General features: G+C 57.0%; 21 protein-coding genes. 12 read left to right on the top strand and 9 right to left on the bottom strand.

The annotated features are described in order from the left end of the window. Position 1: 1 nt before the first annotated feature. From HU727_RS10085 to HU727_RS10075, 3 genes are all read left to right on the top strand, one after another. Positions 2-652, top strand: a complete 651-nt coding sequence (locus HU727_RS10085) for a DUF1120 domain-containing protein (protein WP_186530992.1) — start codon at positions 2-4, stop codon at positions 650-652. Positions 653-788: 136 nt separating this feature from the next. Next, on the top strand, positions 789-1,496 hold the full coding sequence (locus tag HU727_RS10080; RefSeq protein ID WP_186530990.1) for a fimbria/pilus chaperone family protein: 708 nt from the start codon (positions 789-791) through the stop codon (positions 1,494-1,496). Continuing rightward, a complete protein-coding gene (locus HU727_RS10075) occupies positions 1,493-3,943 on the top strand; it encodes a fimbria/pilus outer membrane usher protein (protein ID WP_367616993.1) in 2,451 nt (816 codons plus the stop codon). The genes HU727_RS10080 and HU727_RS10075 overlap by 4 nt, the downstream gene beginning before the upstream one ends. Here the strand turns inward: HU727_RS10075 and HU727_RS10070 are convergent. Next, entirely contained in the window at positions 3,926-5,344 is a 1,419-nt protein-coding gene (locus HU727_RS10070; RefSeq protein WP_186530989.1) for an aminotransferase-like domain-containing protein, read from the bottom strand. The two genes, HU727_RS10075 and HU727_RS10070, sit on opposite strands and share 18 nt — an antisense overlap. 175 nt (positions 5,345-5,519) lie before the next feature. Here HU727_RS10070 and HU727_RS10065 point away from each other — a divergent pair, with 175 nt between their 5' ends. Continuing rightward, entirely contained in the window at positions 5,520-5,762 is a 243-nt protein-coding gene (locus tag HU727_RS10065; protein WP_186530987.1) for a DUF1127 domain-containing protein, read from the top strand. 47 nt (positions 5,763-5,809) lie between these two features. On the opposite strand, the gene HU727_RS10060 is transcribed toward HU727_RS10065, so the two are convergent. After that, entirely contained in the window at positions 5,810-7,114 is a 1,305-nt protein-coding gene (locus HU727_RS10060; RefSeq protein WP_186530985.1) for an NAD(P)/FAD-dependent oxidoreductase, read from the bottom strand. Between the two features lie 147 nt (positions 7,115-7,261). Between HU727_RS10060 and HU727_RS10055 the strand changes: the two genes are divergently transcribed. Then, on the top strand, positions 7,262-7,615 hold the full coding sequence (locus HU727_RS10055; protein WP_186530983.1) for a YkgJ family cysteine cluster protein: 354 nt from the start codon (positions 7,262-7,264) through the stop codon (positions 7,613-7,615). Between the two features lie 112 nt (positions 7,616-7,727). On the opposite strand, the gene HU727_RS10050 is transcribed toward HU727_RS10055, so the two are convergent. Beyond that, on the bottom strand, positions 7,728-8,216 hold the full coding sequence (locus HU727_RS10050; protein WP_010465173.1) for an Lrp/AsnC ligand binding domain-containing protein: 489 nt from the start codon (positions 8,214-8,216) through the stop codon (positions 7,728-7,730). A gap of 154 nt (positions 8,217-8,370) precedes the next feature. Between HU727_RS10050 and dadA the strand changes: the two genes are divergently transcribed. From dadA to HU727_RS10025, 5 genes are all read left to right on the top strand, one after another. Next, complete coding sequence (gene dadA, locus HU727_RS10045) at positions 8,371-9,675, top strand: D-amino acid dehydrogenase (RefSeq protein ID WP_186530981.1); 1,305 nt, start codon at positions 8,371-8,373, stop codon at positions 9,673-9,675. Then, on the top strand, positions 9,647-10,000 hold the full coding sequence (locus tag HU727_RS10040; protein ID WP_186530979.1) for a RidA family protein: 354 nt from the start codon (positions 9,647-9,649) through the stop codon (positions 9,998-10,000). The genes dadA and HU727_RS10040 overlap by 29 nt, the downstream gene beginning before the upstream one ends. 95 nt (positions 10,001-10,095) lie before the next feature. Beyond that, complete coding sequence (gene alr, locus HU727_RS10035) at positions 10,096-11,169, top strand: alanine racemase (RefSeq protein ID WP_186530977.1); 1,074 nt, start codon at positions 10,096-10,098, stop codon at positions 11,167-11,169. Positions 11,170-11,257: 88 nt separating this feature from the next. Next, positions 11,258-11,806, top strand: coding sequence for a cupin domain-containing protein (locus HU727_RS10030; RefSeq protein WP_186530975.1), 549 nt, complete (start codon positions 11,258-11,260; stop codon positions 11,804-11,806). Positions 11,807-11,987: 181 nt separating this feature from the next. Further along, the gene (locus HU727_RS10025; RefSeq protein WP_186531492.1) at positions 11,988-12,404 is read left to right on the top strand and encodes a c-type cytochrome; all 417 of its coding nucleotides are present in this window, start codon (positions 11,988-11,990) and stop codon (positions 12,402-12,404) included. A gap of 55 nt (positions 12,405-12,459) precedes the next feature. Here the strand turns inward: HU727_RS10025 and HU727_RS10020 are convergent, their stop codons facing one another. From HU727_RS10020 to lanM, 4 genes are read right to left on the bottom strand one after another with little or no spacing between them, the layout of a single operon-like run. Beyond that, a complete protein-coding gene (locus HU727_RS10020; RefSeq protein WP_186530973.1) occupies positions 12,460-13,179 on the bottom strand; it encodes an AAA family ATPase in 720 nt (239 codons plus the stop codon). Beyond that, positions 13,172-14,053 carry an ABC transporter ATP-binding protein gene (locus HU727_RS10015; protein ID WP_186530971.1) on the bottom strand — a complete coding sequence of 294 codons (882 nt, stop codon included), beginning with the start codon at positions 14,051-14,053 and terminating at the stop codon, positions 13,172-13,174. The genes HU727_RS10020 and HU727_RS10015 overlap by 8 nt, the downstream gene beginning before the upstream one ends. A gap of 3 nt (positions 14,054-14,056) precedes the next feature. Continuing rightward, positions 14,057-14,923 (bottom strand): ABC transporter ATP-binding protein, encoded by an 867-nt coding sequence (locus HU727_RS10010; protein ID WP_186530969.1) that lies wholly within the window; start codon positions 14,921-14,923, stop codon positions 14,057-14,059. A gap of 10 nt (positions 14,924-14,933) precedes the next feature. Then, the gene (gene lanM, locus HU727_RS10005) at positions 14,934-17,837 is read right to left on the bottom strand and encodes a type 2 lanthipeptide synthetase LanM (protein WP_186530967.1); all 2,904 of its coding nucleotides are present in this window, start codon (positions 17,835-17,837) and stop codon (positions 14,934-14,936) included. A 593-nt stretch (positions 17,838-18,430) separates the two neighbouring features. Here lanM and HU727_RS10000 point away from each other — a divergent pair. Then, the gene (locus tag HU727_RS10000; protein WP_186530964.1) at positions 18,431-20,353 is read left to right on the top strand and encodes an acetyl-CoA hydrolase/transferase C-terminal domain-containing protein; all 1,923 of its coding nucleotides are present in this window, start codon (positions 18,431-18,433) and stop codon (positions 20,351-20,353) included. Between the two features lie 133 nt (positions 20,354-20,486). On the opposite strand, the gene HU727_RS09995 is transcribed toward HU727_RS10000, so the two are convergent. Both HU727_RS09995 and rep read right to left on the bottom strand, forming a co-directional pair. Beyond that, a complete protein-coding gene (locus HU727_RS09995) occupies positions 20,487-21,059 on the bottom strand; it encodes a xanthine phosphoribosyltransferase (protein WP_042607125.1) in 573 nt (190 codons plus the stop codon). Positions 21,060-21,115: 56 nt separating this feature from the next. Continuing rightward, a complete protein-coding gene (gene rep / locus HU727_RS09990) occupies positions 21,116-23,125 on the bottom strand; it encodes a DNA helicase Rep (RefSeq protein WP_186530962.1) in 2,010 nt (669 codons plus the stop codon). Between the two features lie 270 nt (positions 23,126-23,395). On the opposite strand from rep, the gene HU727_RS09985 reads away from it, so the two are divergent. Then, entirely contained in the window at positions 23,396-25,066 is a 1,671-nt protein-coding gene (locus HU727_RS09985; protein WP_186530960.1) for a putative bifunctional diguanylate cyclase/phosphodiesterase, read from the top strand. Positions 25,067-25,094 lie beyond the last annotated feature (28 nt).

Raw genomic sequence — 25,094 nt, 5'->3', positions numbered from 1 at the left:
TATGAAAAAACTCTACGCGGCCAGTGCCTTGGTATTGGCGCTATCCCCTTTTGCGGCCCAGGCCGCCAACGTCGACCTGACGGTCTCCGGGACGGTGATTCCGACGTCTTGCATTCCGGCGTTTGCCGGCGGCAGCAACGTTGATCTGGGGCGTATTTTCGCCGCCAGCCTGAGCCCGACCCAGCAAAACGATCTGCCCGCCCGGGATATTTCCCTCAAGATTGCGTGCGACGCACCGGCGGCGGTTGAAATTGCAGCCACCGATAACCGTGCCGCTACGAAAGTGCCGGGCTTGACGTTCAATGGCCGGACGTCCGACACGCTCTATTACGGTCTGGGCAGCACACAGGGTGTGGGCATCGGTGGTTTCGGTCTATTGACCGGCCAGCCAATGACCGATGGCACGCCACAAACCTTCCTGGTACGCACCCCGCAAAACCCGGTATGGCGAGTACCGGCCACCGGTCTGGTGTCCAACGCACCCACCTCGTATTCCTGGGGGCCGAGTGCTGCTGCGGGTCCTGCCGCTGCCCGGTTGCACGTGTTCCCGATGAAGGTCGCTGCAGCGATTCGCCCGACCGCCGCTCTGCCGCCGACCACCGACGAGTTCCAGCTCGATGGTTCGGTCACGTTCGACGTGTTCTACCTCTGATTTGAATGGCTGACGTGTCCATGCGGATCGCCTGACGCGCGCTTCGCAGGGTCCGAACAGCGTTAGCGCATATTTCGTAAAACGGTATCGACCGAAATCGCCTGGCGGATTCGGCCGATGCCCGCTGGAGAATCTCATGTACCCCCGTTTTCCTTTCCAGGTGCCTGCCGCCTTCGTGGCCGTGTGCGTGTCATTTACGTGCGTCAGTAGCCATGCCGCGGGCATGGTTCCTGAAACCCCTGTTGTAGTGGTCGATCAAGCCTCAGGGGAGGCAACTGTGAACGTGCGCAACACCGACGCCCGGCCGGCATTGCTTTACAGCACCATCGAGCACATCCGCGAGGATACCGCGCCGCTGCTATTGCTGAGTCCTCCGGTGGCGCGGGTCGAGCCGGGCAAAAGTCAGCAGGTGCGGTTCATATTGCGTGATGTCGAACCGCTGAAAACCGAGCGACTGCAACGCGTGGTATTCGAAGGAATCAGCCCACGGCAAGAGGGGAGCGGCGCGCAGGTGCATCTGACTGTGCGCCAGAACATTCCGGTAATTGTCCGGCCGGCCAATCTGGCTATCGACCGTACGCCCTGGAAGCGCCTGGTCTGGAGCGTCGCGGGCAAACAAGTGCGCGTCAGTAACCCGAGCCCGTATGTGGTCAGGCTGTCCAAAGCGGTGAATCTTATTCCCGGTGGCGTCACTCTCGACCTGCAACGCACTTACATTTTGCCGGGCGAAGTGCTGTTGCTCACCACACCGTCGACATTGGCCAGTCACGTACGGTTGTTTCCGGCGACAACGTACGGTTTTGCCGTCGACAGCTACGACGCACCGTTGACCGTCCAAAAGTGAAACGCAGCACGCTGCTACTGCGGGTGTTCTGCGCTGTTCCCGGGTGGCTGGCAACGCTCCTGCTGATACCTTCGACAGCCTCGGCCAAGGCCTATACCGAATTCGATCCGGCGGTGCTGGAAGCTCGCGGTATCGACCCTGCCACCGCCAGGTTTTTCGGCGCGGAACCACGTTTTACGGCCGGACGCAGTCGAGTGGCGCTTGAGGTCAATGGCACGGCTTTGGGTTCGGTTATGACGAGATTTGATGACGACGGTCAGTTGTGTCTTGATATCCGATTGCTCGATCAGGCTTCGATTGCAGTGCCTTCCGGCTTGCCCGACAACGCCAACAATGGCAGCTGCGCGCAGATGGACGAGCATCTACCCGGCGTGCAGGTACGGCTTGATCCCGGCTTGCAACGGGTGATGCTCTTGGTGCCGACCGGCTTGCTGCTTGAACCAAAGTCTGCAGTGCGCGCCTGGCAGTCGGGCGGCAGCGCCGGACTGTTCAACTACGACGCGCTAGTGGTGACCGAGACCAGCCCTGGCCATTCGACCCAATATCGAAACCTTGGCACCGAATTGGGATTCAACGCCGCTGACTGGGTGGTGCGCAGTCGGCAGAACTACAATTCATCCGCGGGCACCGAGCGTTTCGATCTCCTCTACACCCAGGCTTCGCGTACATGGGAGGCGTATGCGGCGCAGGTGCAGCTTGGGCAGCTCAACATGCGTTCGTCCTTGTTCGCGGGGGAGTCGTTCACGGGTATTCAAATCGTACCCGACTCGGCCTTGGCCGGGGCCGTGACAGAGGATCCAGGCAGCGGCTCGGTCGTTGAAGGTCATGCACCTTCACCCGCACGGATCGAAGTTCGGCAGAGCGGCGTGGTGGTCTATTCCACGGTGGTACCGGGCGGGCCGTTTGCCCTGCGCAATTTGCCGTTGTTGAGCCGTCATCTGGATCTTGAGGTCACGGTCGTGGCCGAAAGTGGTGAGCGTCACGTTTTTCTCGTTCCGGCAGCTTCCTTGAGCGTCCCGACCCTGTCTGCGAAACCGGGATATGGCCTGGCGGCAGGAAAGATCCGGCGAATGCGCAATGATGATCGCGAAGCGCCAACGTTCGTGGCGGCAAACAAGGACTGGTTGTTGGGCTCGGCAACCGGCTTCAGCGCGGGGCTCCTGGGAGGCGGCGACTACCGCTCCGCAGGCTGGGAATTACAGCAGGCTTTGGGAATGGGGGCCGTGGTCAGCGTGCAGCAGCTCAATTCTTTGAGCGTGAATTCGGGCCAGGGCCGGGAGATGCAAGCGGCGCTCGGGTTGCCGTTGGGCTACGGCCTCTCCGCCAGTATCAACATGAGCCGCCGCAGCGCGGGTTTTCGTACCTTGGCGCAGGTGGGGCAGGATATTCGGGAAGAGTCCGACCAGCAGGCCGAGCGACAATGGGGCGCGGCGATTAACCATTCTAGCCGTGACTGGGGCGCCTTTTCCGGCTTCTGGTCGCAATATGCGGGGCGGGGCGGCACACAACAATCGCGGATGGGCGCGACATGGTCAAAGACTTTTTCCAGGGCCAACCTTTCGCTCAACGTCCAGCGCGAAAGCAGCGGTTCCGGCATGGGTGCTCGGGGTGACAGCGCCTACCTGACCGTTGGTTTTTCGCTGGGGAGCAAACGCAGACTGAGCTCATCCGCCCGCCGCGACGAGCGGCGGGGATTGCGCACAGGCGCCCGTTACGCCGAACAATTAAGTGACACGCTGGATTACAGCGTGGGCATGGAGCGCACACCGAACGGGCAGAGCGACTTCAATGCCCGGCTCAGTGCATTGCCGCGTTACACCAGCGTCGACCTTGGCTACTCGCGTAACAGTGTCGGCTCGAGCCGTTATGACGCCGGACTGCGCGGTGGTCTGGTGCTGCACGAAGCGGGCGTGACGCTTTCGCCTTATCCGGTGCGCGATACATTTGCGCTGGTCAAGGCAGGTGAGGATGCCGGTATCCAACTGAGCACACCGCAAGGTCCGGTTTGGACCGATGGCGCGGGGCGAGCAGTGGCTTCCGGCTTGTCGGCGTGGCGCACCAACCGAGTTGAAATCGACACGCGCAGCCTGCCCCGCAATGTTGACGTGACCAATGGTTACCAAGAGGTCGAAGCCGGACGCGGCGCCGTGCCGCGCCTGGATTTTCCCGTGGACACCGTGCGCCGTCTGATGCTGCAGGTGCGTACGCCCGACGGTGTGCCCGTACCCAAAGGCGCATCGGTGCAGGATGGTCAAGGTCACTATCTGACCAGTGTGGTGGATGCCGGGCTGGTGTACCTGACCGATGCGCCAGTTCTGGTGCGGTTGCGGATCGACGCCGGCAGCGGTCAGGACTGCCGGGTCGAGGTCGATGCACCGGAGACCGCCAACACCGATAAATTATATGCAACGGTCGACGCTGTCTGCGAATCAGCCGAGGGCCAGTAAGCGGATCGCGGCAGCGCCGACCTTGCGCACCGCTTCTTCAATCTGCGCTGTTGGCTTGGCAGCGTAGTTCATCCGCAGGCAATTACGATATTTGCCCGAGGCGGAAAAGATGCTGCCCACTGCAATCTGTACGCCCTGGTCGTGCAAGGCGCGATTCAGTTTCAGCGTGTCGAAACCTTCCGGTAATTCAACCCACAGCATGAAGCTGCCCTGCGGTCGACTGGCGCGGGTGCCGGCGGGGAAGTAGCGAGTCACCCAGTCAATCATCGCGTCACGATTGCGCTGGTACTGCATGCGCATGCGCCGCAAGTGGGGTTCGAAGTGGCCGGCCTTTATAAATTCGGCAATGGCAATTTGCGGCTGCGGCGCGGTCGATCCGGTGCTGATGTATTTCATGTGCAGCACCCGCTCCAGGTACCGGCCTGGCGCCACCCAACCAATGCGCAGTCCCGGAGCCAGGGTTTTGGAGAACGAACTGCACAGCAAAACACGGCCATCTTCGTCGAAGGACTTGATGGTGCGCGGGCGCGGGTAGGTGTAGGCCAGTTCGCCATACACGTCGTCTTCGATGATCGCCACGTCGAAACGCTGGGCCAGCGTCAACAACGCACGTTTGCGCGACTCGGGCATGACGTAGCCGAGCGGGTTGTTGCAGTTGGGCGTTAACTGAATGGCCTTGATCGGCCATTGTTCCAGCGCCAGCTCCAGCGCGTCGAGGCTGATGCCGGTGAGCGGGTCGGTAGGGATTTCCAAGGCTTTCATGCCCAGGCCTTTGAGGGTCTGCATGGCGCCGTGGAAACTCGGCGAATCCACCGCGACGATATCTCCCGGCTCGCAGATCGCGTGGATGCTGGTGGACAGCGCCTCGTGGCAACCGGTGGTGATCACCAGATCGCCGGCATTCAACTGGCAACCGGAATCGAGCATCAAGCGTGCGATCTGTTCACGCAGTTCCAGGTTGCCGTGGATATTGTCGTAATACAGACCGGGCATGTCCTGCCGACGGCTGATGCGCGCGAGCCCGCGTAGCAGCGGTTTCATGGTCGGCGAGCCGACATCGGGCATGCCGCGGCCCAACTGCACCACGTCCTTGCGCGGCACTGCGCGAATCAATTCCAGCACCTGATCCCACTGCGAAATCTCCACCGGCCGTTGCGCGGGGCGGCCGATCGCGGGCAGTTCCGGCAGCTCGCGACCGACCGGCACAAAGTAGCCGGACTTGGGTTTCGGCGTCGCCAGACCGCTGTCTTCAAGCACGCGATAAGCCTGCTGCACCGTGCTCAGACTGACCCCGTGTTCGACGCTCAAGGCACGCACCGACGGCAATCGGTCGCCGGGGCGATAGAAGCCTTGTTCAATGCGGGTGCCGAGCAATTCGGCGAGGTTTACATACAGAGTCATGGTTGCCTCGATGCGTTGGGCTGAAAACCAGTACAGATGCGATACAAAACAATGATTCAGACGACAGTTCAGCGAGTCTGTATGGAATTAATACATGTTCTTTGAATCTGTAATGGTTTTGCTTGCCCGCGCATCATGGAATCTCTCGCTACGCAAGTAAACAGGAGCAACGCAAATGAACGGTTTGAGCGATGTGCGGCTGACGTTACACAGTCAGGAACTGGCGGCAGGGCAGAAGGACAGCGCGCGCAATCAAATGCGCAACGCGCCGTCCGGCCTGAGTCGCTGGGGTCTGTTCTGGCATCGTCTGCACACGCGCAAGGCGTTGCTGGGGTTGACGGCGGAACAGCTCAGGGACGTCGGGCTGACGCGCGAGCAGGCGCGGGAGGAGGGGTTGAAGCCGTTCTGGCGGATCTGAATCCTGCTGATCGTTCCCGCGCAGAGCGCGGGAACGAACTCGATCTGTCAGACCAACTCTTTCATCCGGTGCCACAGCATCCCCAGCGCCAGCAACGGCGAGCGCAAATGCTTGCCACCGGGGAAAGTGATGTGTGGAACCTTGGCAAACAGATCAAAACCACCGCCGTGCTGGCCGCTGATCGCCTCGGCCAGGAGCTTGCCCGCCAGGTGCGTTGCATTCACTCCATGCCCGGAATAGGCCTGGGCGTAATACACATTCGGCTGATCGGCGAGCCGGCCAATTTGCGGCAAGCGGTTGGCGCCGATGCCGATCATTCCACCCCACTGATAGTCGATTTTTACGCCGGTTAGCTGCGCAAAGACTTCGAGCATCTTCGGCTGCATGTAGGCGCCAATGTCCTTCGGGTCGCGCCCTGAATAATGGCAGGCGCCGCCGAACAGCAATCGGCGATCCGCCGAGAGCCGGTAATAATCAAGTGCCACACGCTGGTCGCAGACCGCCATGTTCTGTGGCAGCAGGTCATGGGCCTGTTCTGCGGACAAAGGCTCGGTCGCGATGATGTAGCTGCCGGCGGGCAGGACTTTGCCGCTCAGTTGCGAGTTCAGGCCATTGAGATAGGCATTGCAGCCCAGCACCAGCGTTTTTGCCCGCACCGAGCCTTGGGCCGTGTGTACCTTCACTACAGGGCCGTAGTCGATGCGCGTCGCCGCCGAATGCTCGAACAACCGGACACCCAATTGTTGCGCGGCTGCGGCTTCGCCCAACGCCAGATTCAGCGGATGCAGATGTCCTGAACCCATGTCGATCAAACCGCCAACGTAGCGCTTTGAGCCGACCACGGTGTGCATTTCATTGGCTTGCAGCAAACGGGTTTCATGGCGATATCCGAGGCCGCGCAGCTCTTCGGCGTCTTCGGCAAACCCTTCGAGGTCGGAGGGTTTGTTGGCAAGGTCGCAATAGCCCCAGGTCAGGTCGCAGGCAATCCGGAAACGCTCGACGCGCTGGCGGACAATCTCCACGGCTTCCAGGCCCATGAGTTTCATTTCACGCACGCCATCGGCGCCGATGACATTGGCAAACTGATCGAGGCCATGACCGACGCCGCGAATCAACTGGCCGCCGTTGCGACCGCTGGCGCCCCAACCGATTTTGTGCGCTTCCAGCAACACCACGCTCAAGCCCCGCTCGGCCAGCTCCAGCGCCGTGTTCAGTCCGGAAAACCCGCCGCCGACCACGCAGACGTCCGCCGTCATGTCCCCTTGCAGCTTCGGATGATTGGGTTGCGGCAGACTGCTGGCGGCGTAGTAGGAAGCGGCGTGTGGTTGGCTCGCGAAGGTGCGGGCGGTCATGGGCGTCATCCAGCGGCTGAGTGTCGAGAAAATTTGACGGAGCATAAGCCGCACGCGCGAAGGTGGGCAACAGCAGTCGGCCATTGCTGTCTGGATCAGGGCGTTTGCGGCACAATTAGCGTCTATCCAACTCGGGTTCCCGTTTCAATGAGCCGCAACAGCCAGAAAATCCGCACCTTGCGCCAGCAGATCCCCTCGTTCGAGTGCGTGCCCGGCTGCCACGACTGCTGTGGCCCGGTGACCACTTCGCCCGAAGAAATGGCCCGGCTGCCGCGCAAGACCCGTGCCGAACAGGACGCGGCGATGGAAGCGCTCAACTGTGTGCACTTGGGGCCCGATGGCTGCACGGTGTATGAAGAGCGGCCGCTGATTTGCCGGTTGTTCGGCACCACCAAGACGCTACCGTGCCCGAACGAGCGGCGGCCGCTGGAGTTGATTCATCCAAAGGTCGAGAAACAGATCTTCGAATACATGGCGGCGAATCGGCAGGTGCTGGTTTAGCTGTTGCGTTCACTTCACTCCGAGTCGACTTCTTCGCGAGCAGGCTCGCTCCCACAGGAGATTGCATTCAAATGTGGGAGCGAGCCTGCTCGCGAAGGGGACGCCGCCGATTTCAGTCTGGAATAGGCAGGCACAGGCTCTCTTTGACTTCTTCCATCACGATGTAGCTCTTCGACTCCCGCACATGCGGCAGCTTCAACAGAATGTCGCCGAGCAATTTGCGGTACGAGGCCATCTCGGAAATCCGCGCTTTCACCAGATAGTCGAAATCTCCAGAGACCAAATGGCACTCCAGCACATGGGGCAATTTCAGCACCGCGCGTCGGAACTCTTCGAAGGTGTCGCCGGATTTGTAGTCGAGGCTGATCTCGACGAACACCAGCAAGCTACCCTTCAGGTGCTGCGGATTAAGCCGGGCGTTGTAGCCCATGATGATCCCCTCGCGCTCCAGACGCCGCACCCGCTCGGTGCATGGCGTGGTGGAGAGACCGACCTTTTCCCCAAGCTCGGTGAAGGAAATCCGCCCGTCCGCCTGCAGGATTCGAAGGATATTGCGGTCGATCTTGTCCAGCTCACGTTTGGTCTGAGTGTTGGTACGCATAGGGGATGCGCCTCCGTGAAAAGGGTTTTTGCCGAGAATTGTCGCCAAATATAGGCGCTTATACAGTGAAAAGCACTGGCGTTTCTTTTTTACACTGCGCTCATCATTGCTCTAACAACACAGCTCGGCGAAAAGCCGCGATGAGGGATTCAACATGCGCGTCATGGTCTTGGGTAGCGGCGTCATCGGTACCGCCAGTGCTTACTATCTGGCGCGTGCCGGGTTCGAGGTGGTGGTTGTCGACCGGCAGCCAGCCGCGGCCATGGAGACCAGTTACGCCAACGCCGGGCAGGTCTCGCCGGGCTACGCCTCGCCATGGGCTGCGCCGGGCGTACCGCTCAAGGCGATCAAGTGGCTGCTGCAGCGCCACGCCCCCCTCGCGATCAAGGCCACCGCCGACATCGATCAGTACCTGTGGATGGCGCAAATGCTGCGCAACTGCACCGCCAATCGTTACGCGGTGAACAAGGAGCGCATGGTGCGTCTGTCCGAGTACAGCCGCGACTGCCTCGACGAATTGCGCGCCGAAACCGGCATCGCCTACGAAGGCCGCAGCCTCGGTACCACGCAGTTGTTCCGCACCCAGGCGCAACTGGACAACGCCGCCAAGGACATCGCTGTGCTGAAAGAATCCGGCGTACCGTTTGAAGTCCTCGACCGCGCCGGCATTGCCCGCGTCGAACCGGCGCTGGCGGGCGTGACCGATATTCTCGCCGGTGCCCTGCGCTTGCCGAACGACCAGACCGGCGATTGCCAGATCTTCACCACCCGCCTCGCCGAAATGGCCGTGAGCCTCGGCGTGGAATTCCGTTTCGGTCAGGACATCCAGAAACTCGACTACGCCGGTGATCGCATCAACGGTGTCTGGATCGACGGCAAGCTGGAAACCGCCGACCGCTACGTGCTCGCCCTGGGCAGCTACTCGCCGCAATTGCTCAAGCCGCTGGGCATCAAGGCGCCGGTCTATCCGCTCAAGGGTTATTCGCTGACCGTGCCGATCACCAACCCGGCGATGGCGCCGACATCGACCATTCTCGACGAGACCTACAAGGTCGCGATCACCCGTTTCGACAACCGTATCCGCGTCGGCGGCATGGCCGAGATTGCCGGTTTTGACCTGTCGCTCAACCCGCGTCGGCGTGAAACCCTGGAGATGATCGTCAACGACCTTTATCCTCAGGGCGGCAATCTGGCCGAGGCGAGCTTCTGGACTGGTCTGCGTCCGACCACGCCGGACGGTACGCCGATCGTTGGCGCGACGCCGTTCAAGAACCTGTTCCTCAACACCGGCCATGGCACGCTCGGCTGGACCATGGCGTGCGGCTCCGGTCGCCTGTTGGCCGATCTGATGGCGAAGAAAAAGCCGCAGATCAGCGCTGAAGGCCTCGATATTTCCCGTTACGGCAACACAACTCAGGAGTCCGCAAAACATGGCAATCCAGCGCCAGCTCACCAATGAGCGCATGAGTCAGATCGTCAGCCACAACGGCACCGTGTATCTGGCCGGGCAAGTCGGTGACGACTTCGAGGCGGGAGTCGAACAGCAGACCCGCGATGTGCTCGCCAACATCGAGCGCTTGCTCGACCTGGCCGGGACGGATAAAGAGCACCTGCTGTCGGCGACGATCTACCTCAACGACATCGAGGCGCACTTTGCGGGAATGAATTCGGTCTGGGACCAATGGCTGCCAAAAGGCGCTGCGCCGGCCCGCGCTACCGTCGAAGCGAAGATGGCCAAGCCGAGCATCCTGGTCGAGATCAGTGTGATCGCCGCGTTGCCATAATTGCATACACAGATCCCTCTCCCGGCGCTGCTGGCGGCTCACGTCGTCAGTGGCACCGGTTTTTTCTTCCCATGACCGCCTAGAAGTCTGCCGCCATGCGTCCTGCCCGTGCCCTGATCGACCTTCAAGCCCTGCGTCACAATTATCGGATTGCCCGCGAAGTCACCGGCGCCAGGGCGCTCGCCGTGATCAAGGCGGACGCCTACGGCCATGGCGCGGTCCGTTGCGCCCAGGCGCTGGAAGCCGAGGCGGATGGCTTTGCCGTGGCCTGCATCGAAGAAGCGCTGGAGCTGCGCGCTGCGGGTATTCGCGCGCCGGTGCTGCTGCTGGAAGGTTTCTTCGAGGCCGAAGAGCTGGCGCTGATCGTCGAGCATGATTTCTGGTGCGTGGTGCATTCGCTGTGGCAACTCGAAGCGATCGAGCAGGCGCACCTGAGCAAACCGCTCACGGTATGGCTCAAACTCGATTCGGGCATGCATCGTGTCGGTTTGCACCCCAAGGATTATCAGACGGCCTACCAACGGCTGCTGGCCAGTGGCAAAGTGGCCAAGATCGTGCTGATGAGCCACTTCGCCCGCGCCGATGAACTGCATGCACAGACGAGCGCCGAGCAGGTTGCGGTGTTCGAAGCGGCACGTCAGGGCCTGGCCGCCGAGGTTAGCCTGCGCAACTCGCCGGCCGTGCTCGGTTGGCCAGAGGTCAAAAGCGACTGGGTGCGCCCGGGCATCATGCTTTACGGCACCACGCCGTTCGAAGAAACCAACGCTGTGGCCGAACGCCTGCAACCGGTGATGACCCTGGAATCAAAAGTCATCAGCGTGCGTGAATTGCCCGCCGGCGAACCCATCGGCTACGGCGCGAAATTCATCACCGACAAGCCGATGCGCGTCGGTGTGGTTGCGATGGGCTACGCCGATGGCTACCCGCGTCAGGCACCGACTGGCACGCCGGTGCTGGTGGCGGGAAAACGCAGCCGCCTGCTGGGGCGCGTGTCGATGGACATGCTTTGCATCGACCTCACCGACGTGCCGGAAGCGGGTCTCGGGTCCGCGGTCGAGTTGTGGGGTAAAAACATCCTCGCCAGCGACGTGGCGAAGTGGGCCGACACCATCCCTTATCAGATCTTCTGTAACCTGCGCCGGGTGCCGAGGCTCTATTCCGAGGGTTGAGGCAGATGGGGGCCTGGAGTGTTGTAAATACTGAACGCTGTCGCCATGATAACGCTCGATATTCTTACAACATCAGGAGGCTCCCGCCTTGGACGTCGGTGAACGACTGCAATCGATCCGCAAGCTCAAAGGGCTTTCCCAGCGTGAACTCGCCAAACGCGCGGGCGTCACCAACAGCACCATTTCGATGATCGAAAAGAACAGCGTCAGCCCCTCGATCAGTTCGCTGAGAAAGGTGCTCAGCGGAATTCCGATGTCGATGGTCGAGTTCTTCTCGGAAGAAATCCTGCAGGAAAAACCGACCCAGATCGTCTACAAGGCCAACGAGCTGATCGATATCTCCGACGGCGCCGTGACCATGAAACTGGTCGGCCGCGCGCACCCTAGCCGCGCCATCGCCTTCCTCAACGAAATCTACCCGCCTGGCGCCGATACCGGCGAAGAAATGCTCACCCATGAGGGCGAGGAAACCGGGATAGTCGTGGAAGGTCGCCTGGAACTGGTGGTGGGCCTTGAAACTTTTATCCTCGAAGCCGGCGACAGCTACTATTTTGAAAGTACCAAGCCGCATCGTTTCCGTAATCCGTTCGACTTGCCTGCGCGACTAATCAGCGCAGCCACGCCGGCGAATTTCTAACCAAGAGGCGCCAGGCCATCAGGCCGCAGGCACCCGGACCGTTTTACCGATGCGCAACAAGACCCCTTTAACCATGGGGTTGTTTCAGTGTGGCGGGCTACCCGCTATACTTGCGCCCGCCTGCGAACCGTGGCCGCAGGCGTGAATAGCCACCATTGAGGGTGAACGCGTGAACCTAATTATGAAAATGCTGGCTGCACCAGCAACCGTACTGGCCCTCTGGGCTGTCAGCGCTCAAGCTGCGACGAATGACGACATTGCCAAACGCCTCGAGCCGGTCGGCCAGGTGTGTGTTCAAGGGCAGGAATGCAAGGGCATGGAAGTGGCTGCAACCGCTGGCGGCGGTGGCGGGGCGAAGGCACCTAAAGACGTGATTGCCAAGCACTGCAACGCTTGCCACGGTACTGGCCTGCTGGGCGCGCCGAAAATCGGCGACACCGCCGCCTGGAAAGAGCGCGCCGATCACCAGGGCGGCCTCGACGGCATCCTCGCCAAGGCCATCACCGGCGTCAACGCCATGCCGCCAAAAGGCACCTGCGCCGATTGCTCGGATGAAGAGCTCAAAGGCGCGATCCAGGAAATGTCCGGCTTGAAATAAGCCTGGCTTCTGATGGAAAAAACCGTCTTCGGACGGTTTTTTTGTGTCTGCATTATCACTGCATGTTTCTCGTGATATAGGCGCCGGCAGAGTTGAGCACGGCTTTGTACACAGTATAAGCGTCCGTATCTTCGGGGGCTATTTGCTCGCAGCGCCCTTTCGATATCTGCCTTAGATCGCAGCCCGGAATAGACATGATGAGGGGAGAGTGGGTAGCGATAATGAATTGCGCGCCCTTGTGCGCCAGCTCCATTACCCGGTTGATAAACACCAATTGCCTCAACGGAGATAGCGACGCCTCTGGTTCATCGAGAACGTACAGTCCCTGGTCTTTGAATCGGTGTTGGAACAGCGCCTCCATGGCTTCACCATGCGATAGGCAATGCATGTCCACGCCGCCGTAATAGGTCTTGATTTCGGGATCAAAGCTCGCCTCCGCATCAAGCTTGCGAATCGCGGTGTTCAAGTTATAGAAGGTTTCTGCGCGGTAGAAAAAAACGTCCTTTTCCCTCCGGTAGCCTCTAGAAAGCGTCAGGGTTTCGTGCAATCTCGAATGGGTGTTCTCAGTCGAGAAATTGAAATTCTTGCCACCGCCTTCCGGATTGCACCCCATTTTTATGGCGAGAGCTTCAAGTAAAGTGGATTTTCCAGAGCCATTTTCTCCAATAAAAACAGTTATTGAGCTGCTGAACTCAAGCGGAAATAGATTATGTAAAAAGTCAGCCACCGTTATGTCTGGCTTCAGGCGTATTTGCTGGATAAACAACTCATTCATACCGATGCCCTCTGAATATCCTGGTGATGGATACCTGCACTCCTATCATTGTTATGCCGAGTCTTATCGAACTCGTGCTCGCCATGGTAAAGATCCCAATATAGCCAAGACAGGCAATGAGCCGCTCGCCAAACAGTTCCGGCGTGGCAGTCGCGCTGAACAAAATGACCGATACCGTCCCCGCCGAGATAGCCAGTTCCGGCCAGAAGGACTGAATGGTACTCTCCCTCTGATATTTGTAATGCGCTCGTACGGTGTCCTTCAAATATCCGCAACTTCTAGCAAATTCAATTTTTGTTTGCTCGTCGTGGCTGGATAAGTTGAATATTTTTATGAGCGACTCCTTATACATTTCTTCCTTCGACATTTCGGCTTCATATAGACGTTGGATCACAGGTTTTGCGTACCTCAATTGCCCACACGTCAATATCACAATTGAAGCGATCGGCAGGAGAAAGTAAATGTTTTCCTTAAGCAGGAGATAGGCTGAGGAGAATGTCAAAATGCAAGAGCCGATGAGATGGATTGCGTCATGAATGACGGAAGCAATTTTCTCCGCATCTTCTTTTATCATCGTTACGCGAGAGCATAATGAAGAGGGCCGTTCGTCATGCACAATGAAGTTGATAAGTAAAAAACGGGATCTCGCTTCCATGAGCGTCGCCAAGGAGTTGCCCAGAGTTTGCGTTGAAAGCTTGGTTAAGAAAACGGCAATAAGGACAAAGTAAAAACCAGCGCTAATAGCCCCAGTGGTTAGAGCCGTCAGGCTTTTGGCGATGACCGAGGGTATTAATAATTGACATGCGGCTGCTAACGAGAGGCAAGTGACCGAAAGAAAAAAAACGATCAGATTTTTTCGCAGACATATAAACATAATTTAATGCCCCTCATGCTGTAGTTCGTAGCTGCGAATTCGACTACGTCTGTAAGATGCCTCTCTGCTTGAGTAGTAGATGGATATCATCGACATCGTCGGGCTCAGCACACGCTCAAGGTAAATGGCTGAGGCAAAAATACTCCCTATATTAGAATCGCCGACGCTTAGCAGATGGGCCGACACAAAAAATAAAACTACTATCGCCACCGGATAACATGAACCTGAGATTGATTCGAAAGTCGATGCTTTGAGGCTTGAGCGAAAAGCGAGGCGTTCAATATTTTTTATGTCTAGCTTGATCCTGTCAGTGTATGGTTTTGAATCGTATAAATGCTCACAGATAGCGCCGACTATTACGGTGTTGTCTTTGACATAGGCTGTATATAAGGAGTTGCTTCTTTTTCGAGTTGCAAGGTATGCAATTGAAGCATAAAGGAGACCGCTTAGAGGCGCGAGCGCCAAAAGTGGGTGGTAGTTGGAAGTTATGAGAAGCGCAACGATGATGATGCTGCAGTTTAATGAAATATCAAAATATAATGAATGATATAGATACATCGAGCCGTCAACGTCGCCATCGATTAGTTCGATCCGCTCACCTGGTTTTACCGTAGGCCCGAAGCTTGTGTTAAGTACGTGGGTCAGGATTGTCTTTTTTAGACTAAATCTTGTCTGGGACGCGGTTTTCTGTAGATAGATATTAGCTGCGAGCTTAATTGGGGTAATGGCGATAATGAAGATAGAAGCGCCTGCGAGCGCATATAAATAAAAGCTGTCGCTTGCTAAATACAAATTTATCGAGTTGCCGATTAAATAAGGTGATGCACTTGTTAGAATCGCAATGCCCACTCCAAAGCCGCAAAGAATCACGTTGTTTTTTTCATTTTAAGAATTTCATTTGGTGGGGGAGGAATGGAAATTCATAGTCATGTTCGATTAGCGCAATAGATCCGATTAGTGCCCCCACTCGTCCGATCCACAAACCTAAAGGATCTGCAGTTTTTGTTCTAAGTGCTTTGCTGTTTTGCTCACTTAGGTTAATGATATTTGACCATAGAAATACCTTTGGATCATTTAGCGATTCTGGTGAAAGCTTTTTTATGATATTGAGGATTCCATAAGCGCCATGACATAAGGAATCGTTGATAGGACGCTTTCTTTTTTCTAGATTACAGTATGAAAATACAGTTGTGGATGGGTTTTTCGCTAGGAAATCTATTGCCTGTTGCACCCCGTTTTTAGCGAAGTAGTCAATTATCAAGTAGTTTCCTGGCAACCCATGGCTCCATGAGAACTCGCCTGCACTTGATGCTGAACGTTTTCTATAGTCATGCCAGTTTTCAATTGCTTCATCATATTCGTCAAGCTCCCAAGATAGAAATCCCAAGAACAACTCATTAACTGAATCTTTTTTTGCAATGAGGGCGTTGAAATAAAATAATGAATATGCGCAGCCCATGATTCCATGAGACAGGCCGCTCAATAAGGCATCGCTTCTCGTTGTAACTGCATTATCGAATGACGTTAGCTTTTTCCCAGCTATAGGCGAGAGTTCTGTTTCTATCTTTTCGTACAAGGACTTGGCTAAATGAGAGAAGTGTGAGTCTTTCGTTAGGCTGAAGAGATGTGTTAATACGTTTAGAGTGCCGAACATACCTGACAGAAAGTCTGAACCCCAGAAAAATTTCTGCCACCATGGTTCAGTAAGGACATCTTCGACGTATCTTTTGTAGAGTTCTAGTAGTTCACTTTCTCTTTCGTCACAGAAATAGTCCAAGCTTATCAATAGCGGTATAATTGCAGAGGATAAACCGAAGTGAAATCCACCTAAGTGCGTCCCTTTATTCGAAAGTTTTTGGTTTATTCTGCTGTAGCAATCGTTATCTACAGCGCTGCTGCGGCTAGCGGCGACTGCGCAGCCGTAGAGAATACCAGACAGTCCATAGTAGAAATCGTCTCCTAGCTCGGAGAATTCCATGTAACCGCCAGGTGATGAATGAAATCCTAGCCAAAGCCCGTTACTAGAAATTTCAGTGCTTAACATTTCATTGATCAGTTTCGAATTGATCTCTGATGATGATCTGATTTTGTTAATGATCGCGTCTATGCTTGAATAGCGAGGGTCGTTCAGGTCATCGTGTTGTATGAACGTGTGGTCTGTCAGCTTATTCCCGTGCTCATACATGTTTCTCATTGCCAATAGAGTATTTGCAGTCAATTTTTCTTCAAATGCAATTCTATTTTTGCTTATGGTTTTGACGTATTGAACGCTGTTGTCTATCCCGTTTATATAATCATTACTATCTAGGTATCCACAGCCGTCGTATCTTGGTTCATAGAATTCAAGGGCCCCGGTTTGTCCTTGAGCAAACGGTACGTCTAAATCCAAGCAAGCGGCAATCTCTGCGTTAAGAAAACCTATGGCAGGGGCGGTGTCATTATTAAGAATGTTCTCCAAGAAGGCTGTACGTTTTTTAGTGCACCGCATTAAGGTCGCATGCAACGAACACTGGATGGCATAATGGTATGTTGCGGTCGGTCTCGGGATATACCTGTTTCTTCGTCCTCGGAGTGAGCCAATAGTTTCGATGATTGAAGCCTTTTCATTACACACAACAGAAAATAACGTGTTCAAGCCTTCAATGATTTCTTTTTCGTAGTTCCACGGCAGTGCCGGTTTTCCATTGAGGTATAGAACGTTTTGGTTTGGGAATATTTTCACTCCGTCCATGCCAAACTGGCTATGTCCATTCTCGTCTTCTAAATGTTGATAGAGGTTTAGGCTGACATATTGCTCCGATAGTCCACCTAATGCGCTCAGGTCTACACCGATACCATCTGTGCCTTTCCAGGTCCAGTTTGGAAGTATGCTTGTTTGGGTGACATTCCAGCGTACTTCTTTTGGGATGGTGTCAATGTTTAGAGTGCTGTAGAAAATGGTTTCGAGGTCGATTGGAATGGGACATGAACCATGTGCGATCAAATTGTCAGAGGTAATATCAGTCGCCATAAAGGTGGTGCAGTAACCTAGAAGAAATCCAGCTCTTTTAAAGTAAGAAGAAACTTCGTCTTCGCTTTCTGCCTGCGTTTGAGGTGTATGTTCTGACCAACCATGTTCTTTTTTTACAAGGTACCTTGGTATTTTCCAGTTTTGGTAATCATCTCCAGCCGCATTGCTCAAATACAGCAGCAAATCAGATGCTTCGGCTTCAAGTTCCAGATTTCTCGGTTTGTAAATTACCTTGATGGAATCAAAGGAGAGCGTACAAATGGTTCTGGATCCATTATGAGTTTCGCTAGATGAAACCTCAATAGCGGAAAGCTGGGCCCCGGTTGGTATGTTGAATTTCGTGCTGATGTCTTTCCTGTCATCGACGAAAGCTTTAATTAACTGTATCGTGAATTCAACAAAATTGTTTGAAAGTTTGGTTAGGACTCGGTCAAGTTCGGGATAAGCGTTAATGATTTCGAAGAGGTAGTTTTTATTTTCACTAACCAAAGTGAAGTATGCGGGAGTCTCCACCTTGTTGCATGTCGTTTTTTCGAATACCAGCTTTTCCGTTATCAAGACATTGTTGGCGGCGTTAGTAATTCTTGCTGCAAGGTTGGTCACGAAGCCATTTATAACAGCTGATTTGAACGCTTCATCGTCTTCGCATAGCTGTGAAAGATTTTTTTCGATCTGGAAGATGTAATAAGACAGGTAGGGCCAGACTGGACAGTCAGTGGTGTAGCTGCGCTCGGGACTCGTCGTTTCACTTAAGAAATCTATAGGGGTTTTCAATGTTTGATCCTTCAATAGGTGAGGGAGGCTACTCAGTTCGAGTGCCGCCCCACTTATAACTACATATAGGTTGCGTAGCAGCATCCTTGCCAACATTGTGAGCAGCAGCTAGTGCATGGGCGCGACCCGCTGCTTGCTGCACTCAAGTTACTGAATGCTTGAATTGCCAAAGTTGAGATAGGTGTCGATGAGTTTAAAATGCGTGCGCGAGCACGACGAATTGCCAGGAAGTCGATTTCCATATTTTTGCCTTCACGTGAGTTAGTGTCTGCCTTGATGGCGGATGTTATTGAAGTGTTACGTTACGAATCCTAGCGAGGAATGAAATAACTTCAATTCAGACGCTTCCTGTAGTAATGCATGATTAAATTCGGGTCTATGTAGGAAAATATCTATACGCTTGTGAGGTGATTCATTGGGCGCCGACAATTCATTGTTATTGATGAATATTTTTTGTAGGTATTCGCAACCTAACCTCCGATTCGGCCCTTCAATCAATTTAGCGATTTTTTCTTTTCGATTGCCTTCCCTCGGAAGCAATTCCCCGGCAATCTCGGTCTACCCCTATTCACGGAACGGGCGGGAGGCTTCAGATGGTGCAGTTGTGTTCGATCGAACAGGCGGTGGATGAGGTGCTGGCGCAGTTGCCGGCGCACATCCACATGGGCCTGCCGCTGGGGCTGGGCAAGCCGAATCATTTCGTCAACGCGTTGTACCGGCGCATCGTCGAACTGCCCGAGCGGCAACTGACGATTTATACGGCCCTGTGCCTCGGACGACCAAGCCTTGGCGACGGTTTGCAAAAGCGCTTCATCGAGCCTTTCGTCGAGCGCGTGTTCGGCGATTACCCGGAATTCGAGTTCCTGGCCGATCTGCGCGGCGACAGCCTGCCTGCCAACATTCGCATCGAGCAGTTCTTCATGCAGCCCGGCAGCCTGCTCAACAGCGCGCCGGCCCAGCAGGACTACGTCAGCAGCAACTACAGCCATGCAGCCCGCGATATCAACGCCGCCGGCCTGAACCTGGTGGCGCAATTGCTTGCCAGCAGCACCGAACATCCCGATCGTCTGAGCCTGAGCTGCAACCCGGACATTACCCTTGATCTGTTGCCGATGATCGCCAAGCGCCGCGACGCAGGGGAGACCATCGTGCTGGTCGGCCAGGTGCACACCGATCTGCCGTACATGCCCGGTGACGCCGAAGTCGACATCGACACCTTCGACCTGTTGATCGACGAGAAAGACAGCAGCACGCTATTTTCCACGCCGAACATGCCGGTGGGGTTCCAGGATCACTTCATTGGTCTGCACGCCAGTACGCTGGTGCGCGACGGCGGCACGTTGCAGATTGGCATCGGCTCGATGGGCGATGCGTTGACTGCCGCGTTGCTTGCCCGCCAGGCCGACAATGCCGGGTATCAGGCATTGCTCGATGACATCAACCTCAGCCAATGGGCGCAGTTGATTCAGCGCGAAGGCGGCACCGCACCGTTCGCCAAGGGCCTGTACGGCTGCAGCGAAATGTTCGTCAACGGCCTTCTGGTGCTGGCGGACGCCGGTATCGTCCGGCGCAAGGTCTATCCGGACGTGCCGACGCAAGAGCAGGCCAACGCCGGCACCCTCGATGAAGCCGCGCAGCCTGACGGTATCTCGGTGCACGGCGGGTTCTTTCTGGGCCCGCGAAGTTTCTATGAGCGACTGCGTGAGTTGCCGCAGAGCAAACTGCTCGAATTCAACATGACCCGCATCAGCTATATCAACGAGCTGTACGGCCAGGAAGAGCTCAAGCGCCTGCAGCGCATTGATGCGCGATTCATCAATACGGTGTTCACGATGACCTTGCTCGGTGCCGGCGTGGCCGATCAGCTCGAAGACGGGCGCGTGCTCAGCGGTGTAGGCGGGCAGTACAACTTCGTCGCCCAGGGCCATGCACTGGCGGGTGCACGCTCAATGCTGATTCTGCGCAGCTGGCGTGAGTCGGGTGGCGACGTGAGTTCGAATATTGTCTGGGAGTACGGTCACTGCACGATCCCGCGACATCTGCGCGACATCGTCGTCACCGAGTACGGCATCGCGGATCTGCGCGGTAAGGCCGACGCGGCCGTGATCGAGGCGTTGCTGAACATCAGCGATTCTCGCTTCCAGCCGGGCCTGATCGAGCAGGCGCAGAAGGTCGGCAAGCTGCCAAAGGATTTCCGCCTCGATCCACGCTTCGCCGACAACACCCCGCAACGCTTGCAGGCGATTGCCGCCCGGCATCCGAACCTGTTTCCGGAGTATCCGCTGGGTTGTGATTTCACCGCGATCGAACGCGATCTGCTGCGGGCGCTGAACTGGCTCAAGAGCAAGTTCAAACTGACCGAGATCCTGGAACTGGGCAAGGCCGCGCTGGATGCACCCGAAGCCTCGGCATTCCCGGAACACCTTGAGCGAATGCAACTGACGAATCCGGAAGGGCTTAAGGAAGACCTGTTCCAGCGCTTGCTGCTCACAGGCCTGAAAGCCACCGCGCAGTAAACTACCCCCCACAAAAGCAAATGTGGGAGCGAGCCTGCTCGCGAAAGCGGTGTGCCATCAACTGAAGATGGTGACTGACACAATGCATTCGCGAGCAGGCTCGCTCCCACAGGGGTAACTCGGTGGTGTGGTGTTATTCGATGAAGGTAACCACGCCATCCTTCAGCGACTTCACTCGGGCCAGCGATTCAACGCGGTAGCCCTGCGAGTCGAGCTCTGCACGGCCGCCCTGGAACGACTTTTCAATGACGATGCCCAGGCCGGCAACGGTGGCGCCAGCCTGTTTGATGATCGAAATCAGCGCTTGCGAGGCCTTACCGTTGGCCAGGAAGTCGTCGATGATCAGCACGCGGTCGCTGCTGGTCAGGTGGCGTGGGGAGATGGCCACAGTGCTTTCGGTCTTCTTGGTGAACGAGTAGACGGTCGCTGACAGCAGGTTTTCAGTCAGGGTCAGAGACTGCTGCTTGCGGGCGAAGATCACCGGCACGCCCAAGTTCAGGCCGGTCATGATTGCCGGGGCGATGCCCGAGGCTTCAATCGTGACGATCTTGGTGATGCCCGAGTCCTTGAACAGCGCGGCGAACTCGTCGCCGATCAGCTTCATCAGGGCCGGGTCGATCTGGTGGTTCAGAAAGGCGTCGACTTTCAGGACCTGATCGGAAAGCACGATGCCTTCTTCGCGGATTTTTTTGTGCAGTGCTTCCACAACAGCTTCCTCTGTTGGCGCATGGGCGCCGAAGGTAGATTAAAAAGTAGTCGATTCTAGCGCTTTAACATCGCGCGTATATCGGCCAATGCGCTATTACCGCGCACGGCTTTGACTTCGGTCGGTGTGTCGTCGTTGCCTTCCCAGGCCAGATCGTCCGGCGGCAGCTCATCGAGGAAACGGCTCGGCGCGCAGTCGATGATTTCGCCGTACTGTTTGCGCTTGGCGGCAAAGGTGAACGCCAGGGTCTGGCGGGCGCGGGTGATGCCCACGTAGGCCAGACGGCGTTCTTCCTCGATGGTGTCGGCTTCGATGCTGGAGCGGTGCGGGAGGATTTCCTCTTCCATGCCCATGATGAACACGTAAGGGAATTCCAGCCCTTTGGAGGCGTGCAGCGTCATCATCTGCACGCCTTCGGCGCCGTCCTCTTCTTCCTGCTGACGTTCCAGCATGTCGCGCAGCACCAGTTTGCCGATGGCGTCCTCGACGGTCATCTCGCCTTCTTCGTCCTTCTCGAGGGTGTTTTTCAACGCCTCGATCAGGAACCAGACGTTGCCCATCCGGTAGTCCGCCGCTTTGTCGCTGGAGCTGTTGGTGCGCAGCCAGTTCTCGTAGTCGATGTCCATGACCATGCTGCGCAGGGCCGAGATCGGATCTTCGCCCGCGCACTGCTCACGGACTTTGTCCATGAAGCGCTTGAAGCGCGACAGGCGATCGGTGAAACGGCTGTCCAGATGCTCGCCCAGGCCGATTTCGTCGGTGGCGGCGTACATCGAGATCTTGCGCTCGGTGGCGTAGTTGCCGAGTTTTTCCAGGGTGGTCGAGCCGATCTCGCGGCGCGGCACGTTGATCACCCGCAGGAAGGCGTTGTCGTCGTCCGGGTTCACGATCAGGCGGAAGTAGGCCATCAGGTCCTTCACTTCCTGGCGACCGAAGAAGCTGTTACCGCCGCTCAGGCGGTACGGCACCTGGTGGTGCTGCAACTTCAGTTCGATCAGTTTGGCCTGGTAGTTGCCGCGATAGAGAATGGCGAAATCACTGTACGGTCGGTCGGTACGCAAGTGCAGGCTGAGGATTTCCATCGCCACGCGCTCGGCTTCGGCGTCCTCGTTGCGGCAGCGGATCACGCGGATCTCGTCGCCGTGGCCCATTTCACTCCACAGCTGTTTTTCGAATTCGTGCGGGTTGTTCGATATCAGCACGTTGGCGCAGCGCAGGATACGGCTGGTGGAGCGGTAGTTCTGCTCCAGCATCACCACTTTCAGGGACGGGTAGTCGTCCTTGAGCAACATCAGGTTTTCCGGGCGTGCGCCGCGCCAGGCGTAGATCGACTGGTCGTCGTCGCCCACCACGGTGAACTGGTTGCGCTTGCCGATGAGCATCTTCACCAGCAGGTACTGGCTGGCGTTGGTGTCCTGGTATTCGTCGACGAGCAGATAGCGAACCTTGTTCTGCCACTTTTCGAGAATGTCGGCGTGCTCCTCGAAGAGCTTGACCGGCAACAGGATCAGGTCGTCGAAGTCCACCGCGTTGAACGCCTTGAGCGTGCGCTGATAGTGGGTGTAGACGATGGCGGCGGTCTGTTCCTTGGGATTGCGCGCATTTTCCAGCGCCTGGGGCGGCAGGATCAGGTCGTTTTTCCAGGCGCCGATCATGTTCTTGATCTCGTCGACGCCGTCGTCGCCCGCGTATTCCTTCTGCATGATGTCGGTCATCAGGGCTTTCACGTCGGTTTCGTCGAAAATCGAGAAACCGGGTTTGTAGCCCAGCCGCGCGTGTTCCTTGCGGATGATGTTCAGGCCCAGGTTGTGGAAGGTGCAGACCGTCAGGCCACGGCCTTCGCCAGCCCGCAACAGGGTGCCGACCCGCTCTTTCATCTCGCGCGCGGCCTTGTTGGTAAAGGTCATGGCGACGATGTACTGGGCGCGGATGCCGCAGTTCTGGATCAGGTGCGCAATCTTGCGCGTGATCACGCTGGTCTTGCCGGAGCCAGCGCCGGCGAGCACCAATAGAGGGCCGCCGACGTAGTTCACGGCTTCTTGCTGCCGGGGATTGAGTCGGGACATACGAAATTCGGGAGTCGTTGACGAAATGGGCCGGCATTTTAACAGGCTCAGCGATTTGTGCTGCTCTGTCCGACTTGTGACCCAACACGCGATTCAAATTGCCGCTTTTGTTACTTTCACGCAGGATGCGCGGGGATTTTGCGGCTAATGTTCTCATTCATGACGCAAAATAACGTTTCGATGCCGTTGTCATCGGCCAGCTCATTGGTCATTGTTCAGCACAACGGCATAATGCCCCGCCTACATCTTTGCAGAGTCTAGGGAGTCAGCTTGTCTACGCCTGTCGAACCCTTGCGTTTGCTGCTACTGGCCGAAGAGCCGGCGTGGACAGCGTTGTTGCGTGAGTGTCTGGCTCCGATGGGGAGCGCGGCGGTGCTCATCAGCGCGCCGAACTGGGAGTCGGTCAGCCGTCTGTTCGAAGACAACCGCCACGCGGTGTTGTTGACCCTCCCCGCACTGCAACCGACGCCCGGTCGCTGCAATCTGCCGACGGTATTGTTGCTGGAGCACGAACCGGCCATCGCGCCGGTCGGTGTCAGTGACTGGCTGGTGTTCGACGCACTCGACGCCGGCATGCTGCAGCGTTGCCTGCGCCATGTGCGCGAACGCGGCGTTCTGGAAAATACCTTGCAGCGCCTCGCCGAACAGGATCCGCTGACCGGCATCGCCAACCGCCAGGGGTTTCAGACCCTGCTGGCCGCACGTCTTGCTGAAGGCGATGGTCGCGGCCTGGCCCTCGGGCATCTGGATCTTGATAACTTTCGCCACGCCAACGATGCCCTTGGCCATCAGGCAGGCGACCGCTTGATCCTGCAGGTCGTCGCCCGGCTGAAAAGTCAGCTGGAGGCCGGCGATCAGCTCGCACGCCTGGGCAGCGATGAGTTCGCCCTGCTGATCGATACCCGCCGTGCGCCACAACGCGCCGAGTGGATGGCCGAACGCATCACCGAGGCGTTGGCCGAACCTTATTGGGTCGACGGCGAAAGCCTGCTGATCGGCTCCAGTCTGGGCATTGCTCACGCCCGCGCCAACGGCGGCGCCGACCCGCTGATGTGGCACGCGCACATCGCCATGCAGCAGGCCAAGAGCACGCAGGGCTGCACCTTTCATATCTTCAACGAACGCATCAACCGCAACGCGCGAAGCATGGCCGACCTCGAAAGTGAGCTGCGCCGGGCCTTGCGTCGTGATGAGCTTGAACTGCATTACCAGCCTCGCCTGAATCTTGAGGATGGCCAGATCGTCGGCCTTGAAGCGCTGGTGCGCTGGCGCCATGGTGAACGCGGTCTGTTGCCGCCCAGTGAATTCGTGCCGCTGGCCGAGCAGAGCGGTTTGATCGTGCCGTTGGGTTACTGGGTTATTTCCCGGGCGCTGCGCGATATGCAGGCGCTGCGCGAACAAGGCCTGCCTGCGCTGCACATGGCGATCAATCTGTCGTTTCGCCAGTTTCAGGACAGCCAATTGCTGCCGACGCTCAGCCGCCTGATTGCCGAACGTGGCGTCGAGGCGCAGTGGCTGGAATTCGAACTGACCGAAACCGCCGTGATGCGCCGCAGCGACCTGGTCAAGCAGACCATGGACGCCCTCGGCCGCCTCGGCGTGCGTTTCTCACTGGACGACTTCGGCACCGGTTTCTCGTCGTTCGTGCACCTCAACAGCCTGCCGATCACCCTGCTGAAGATCGACAAGAGTTTTGTCGGCGGCATGGAGCAGCGCGAAGAGAACCGCAAACTGGTACACGCGATGATTAATCTGGCGCACAACCTGAATCTGGAAGTCGTGGCGGAGGGGGTCGAGACGCCGGAGCAGCTGGATCTGCTGCGCGGCTTTGGTTGCGATCAGGTGCAGGGCTATCTGATCAGCCGGCCGTTGCCGCTGGATGAGTTGGTGGAATATCTGACCTCTGGAGCCAGTCAGCAGGCTTCGGTGGAAGCCATTTAAAAAGATCGCAGCCTTCGGCAGCTCTTAC

Source organism: Pseudomonas khorasanensis, from assembly GCF_014268505.2.
GTDB lineage: Bacteria > Pseudomonadota > Gammaproteobacteria > Pseudomonadales > Pseudomonadaceae > Aquipseudomonas > Aquipseudomonas khorasanensis.
The sequence above is the reverse complement of the archived record's forward strand: the minus strand, read 5'-3'. Positions and strand labels throughout refer to the sequence as shown.

Coding starts and splice junctions, on each gene's coding strand:
- HU727_RS10015 (WP_186530971.1), bottom strand. CDS start 14,053: ATGTTTATATGTCTGCGAAAAAATCTGATCGTTTTTTTTCTTTCGGTC.
- HU727_RS10050 (WP_010465173.1), bottom strand. CDS start 8,216: ATGCGTACCAACACTCAGACCAAACGTGAGCTGGACAAGATCGACCGC.
- HU727_RS10000 (WP_186530964.1), top strand. CDS start 18,431: ATGGTGCAGTTGTGTTCGATCGAACAGGCGGTGGATGAGGTGCTGGCG.
- HU727_RS10080 (WP_186530990.1), top strand. CDS start 789: ATGTACCCCCGTTTTCCTTTCCAGGTGCCTGCCGCCTTCGTGGCCGTG.
- HU727_RS10055 (WP_186530983.1), top strand. CDS start 7,262: ATGAGCCGCAACAGCCAGAAAATCCGCACCTTGCGCCAGCAGATCCCC.
- dadA (WP_186530981.1), top strand. CDS start 8,371: ATGCGCGTCATGGTCTTGGGTAGCGGCGTCATCGGTACCGCCAGTGCT.
- rep (WP_186530962.1), bottom strand. CDS start 23,125: ATGTCCCGACTCAATCCCCGGCAGCAAGAAGCCGTGAACTACGTCGGC.
- HU727_RS10070 (WP_186530989.1), bottom strand. CDS start 5,344: ATGACTCTGTATGTAAACCTCGCCGAATTGCTCGGCACCCGCATTGAA.
- HU727_RS10085 (WP_186530992.1), top strand. CDS start 2: ATGAAAAAACTCTACGCGGCCAGTGCCTTGGTATTGGCGCTATCCCCT.
- HU727_RS10065 (WP_186530987.1), top strand. CDS start 5,520: ATGAACGGTTTGAGCGATGTGCGGCTGACGTTACACAGTCAGGAACTG.
- HU727_RS10040 (WP_186530979.1), top strand. CDS start 9,647: ATGGCAATCCAGCGCCAGCTCACCAATGAGCGCATGAGTCAGATCGTC.
- HU727_RS10025 (WP_186531492.1), top strand. CDS start 11,988: ATGAAAATGCTGGCTGCACCAGCAACCGTACTGGCCCTCTGGGCTGTC.
- HU727_RS10020 (WP_186530973.1), bottom strand. CDS start 13,179: ATGAATGAGTTGTTTATCCAGCAAATACGCCTGAAGCCAGACATAACG.
- alr (WP_186530977.1), top strand. CDS start 10,096: ATGCGTCCTGCCCGTGCCCTGATCGACCTTCAAGCCCTGCGTCACAAT.
- HU727_RS10060 (WP_186530985.1), bottom strand. CDS start 7,114: ATGACCGCCCGCACCTTCGCGAGCCAACCACACGCCGCTTCCTACTAC.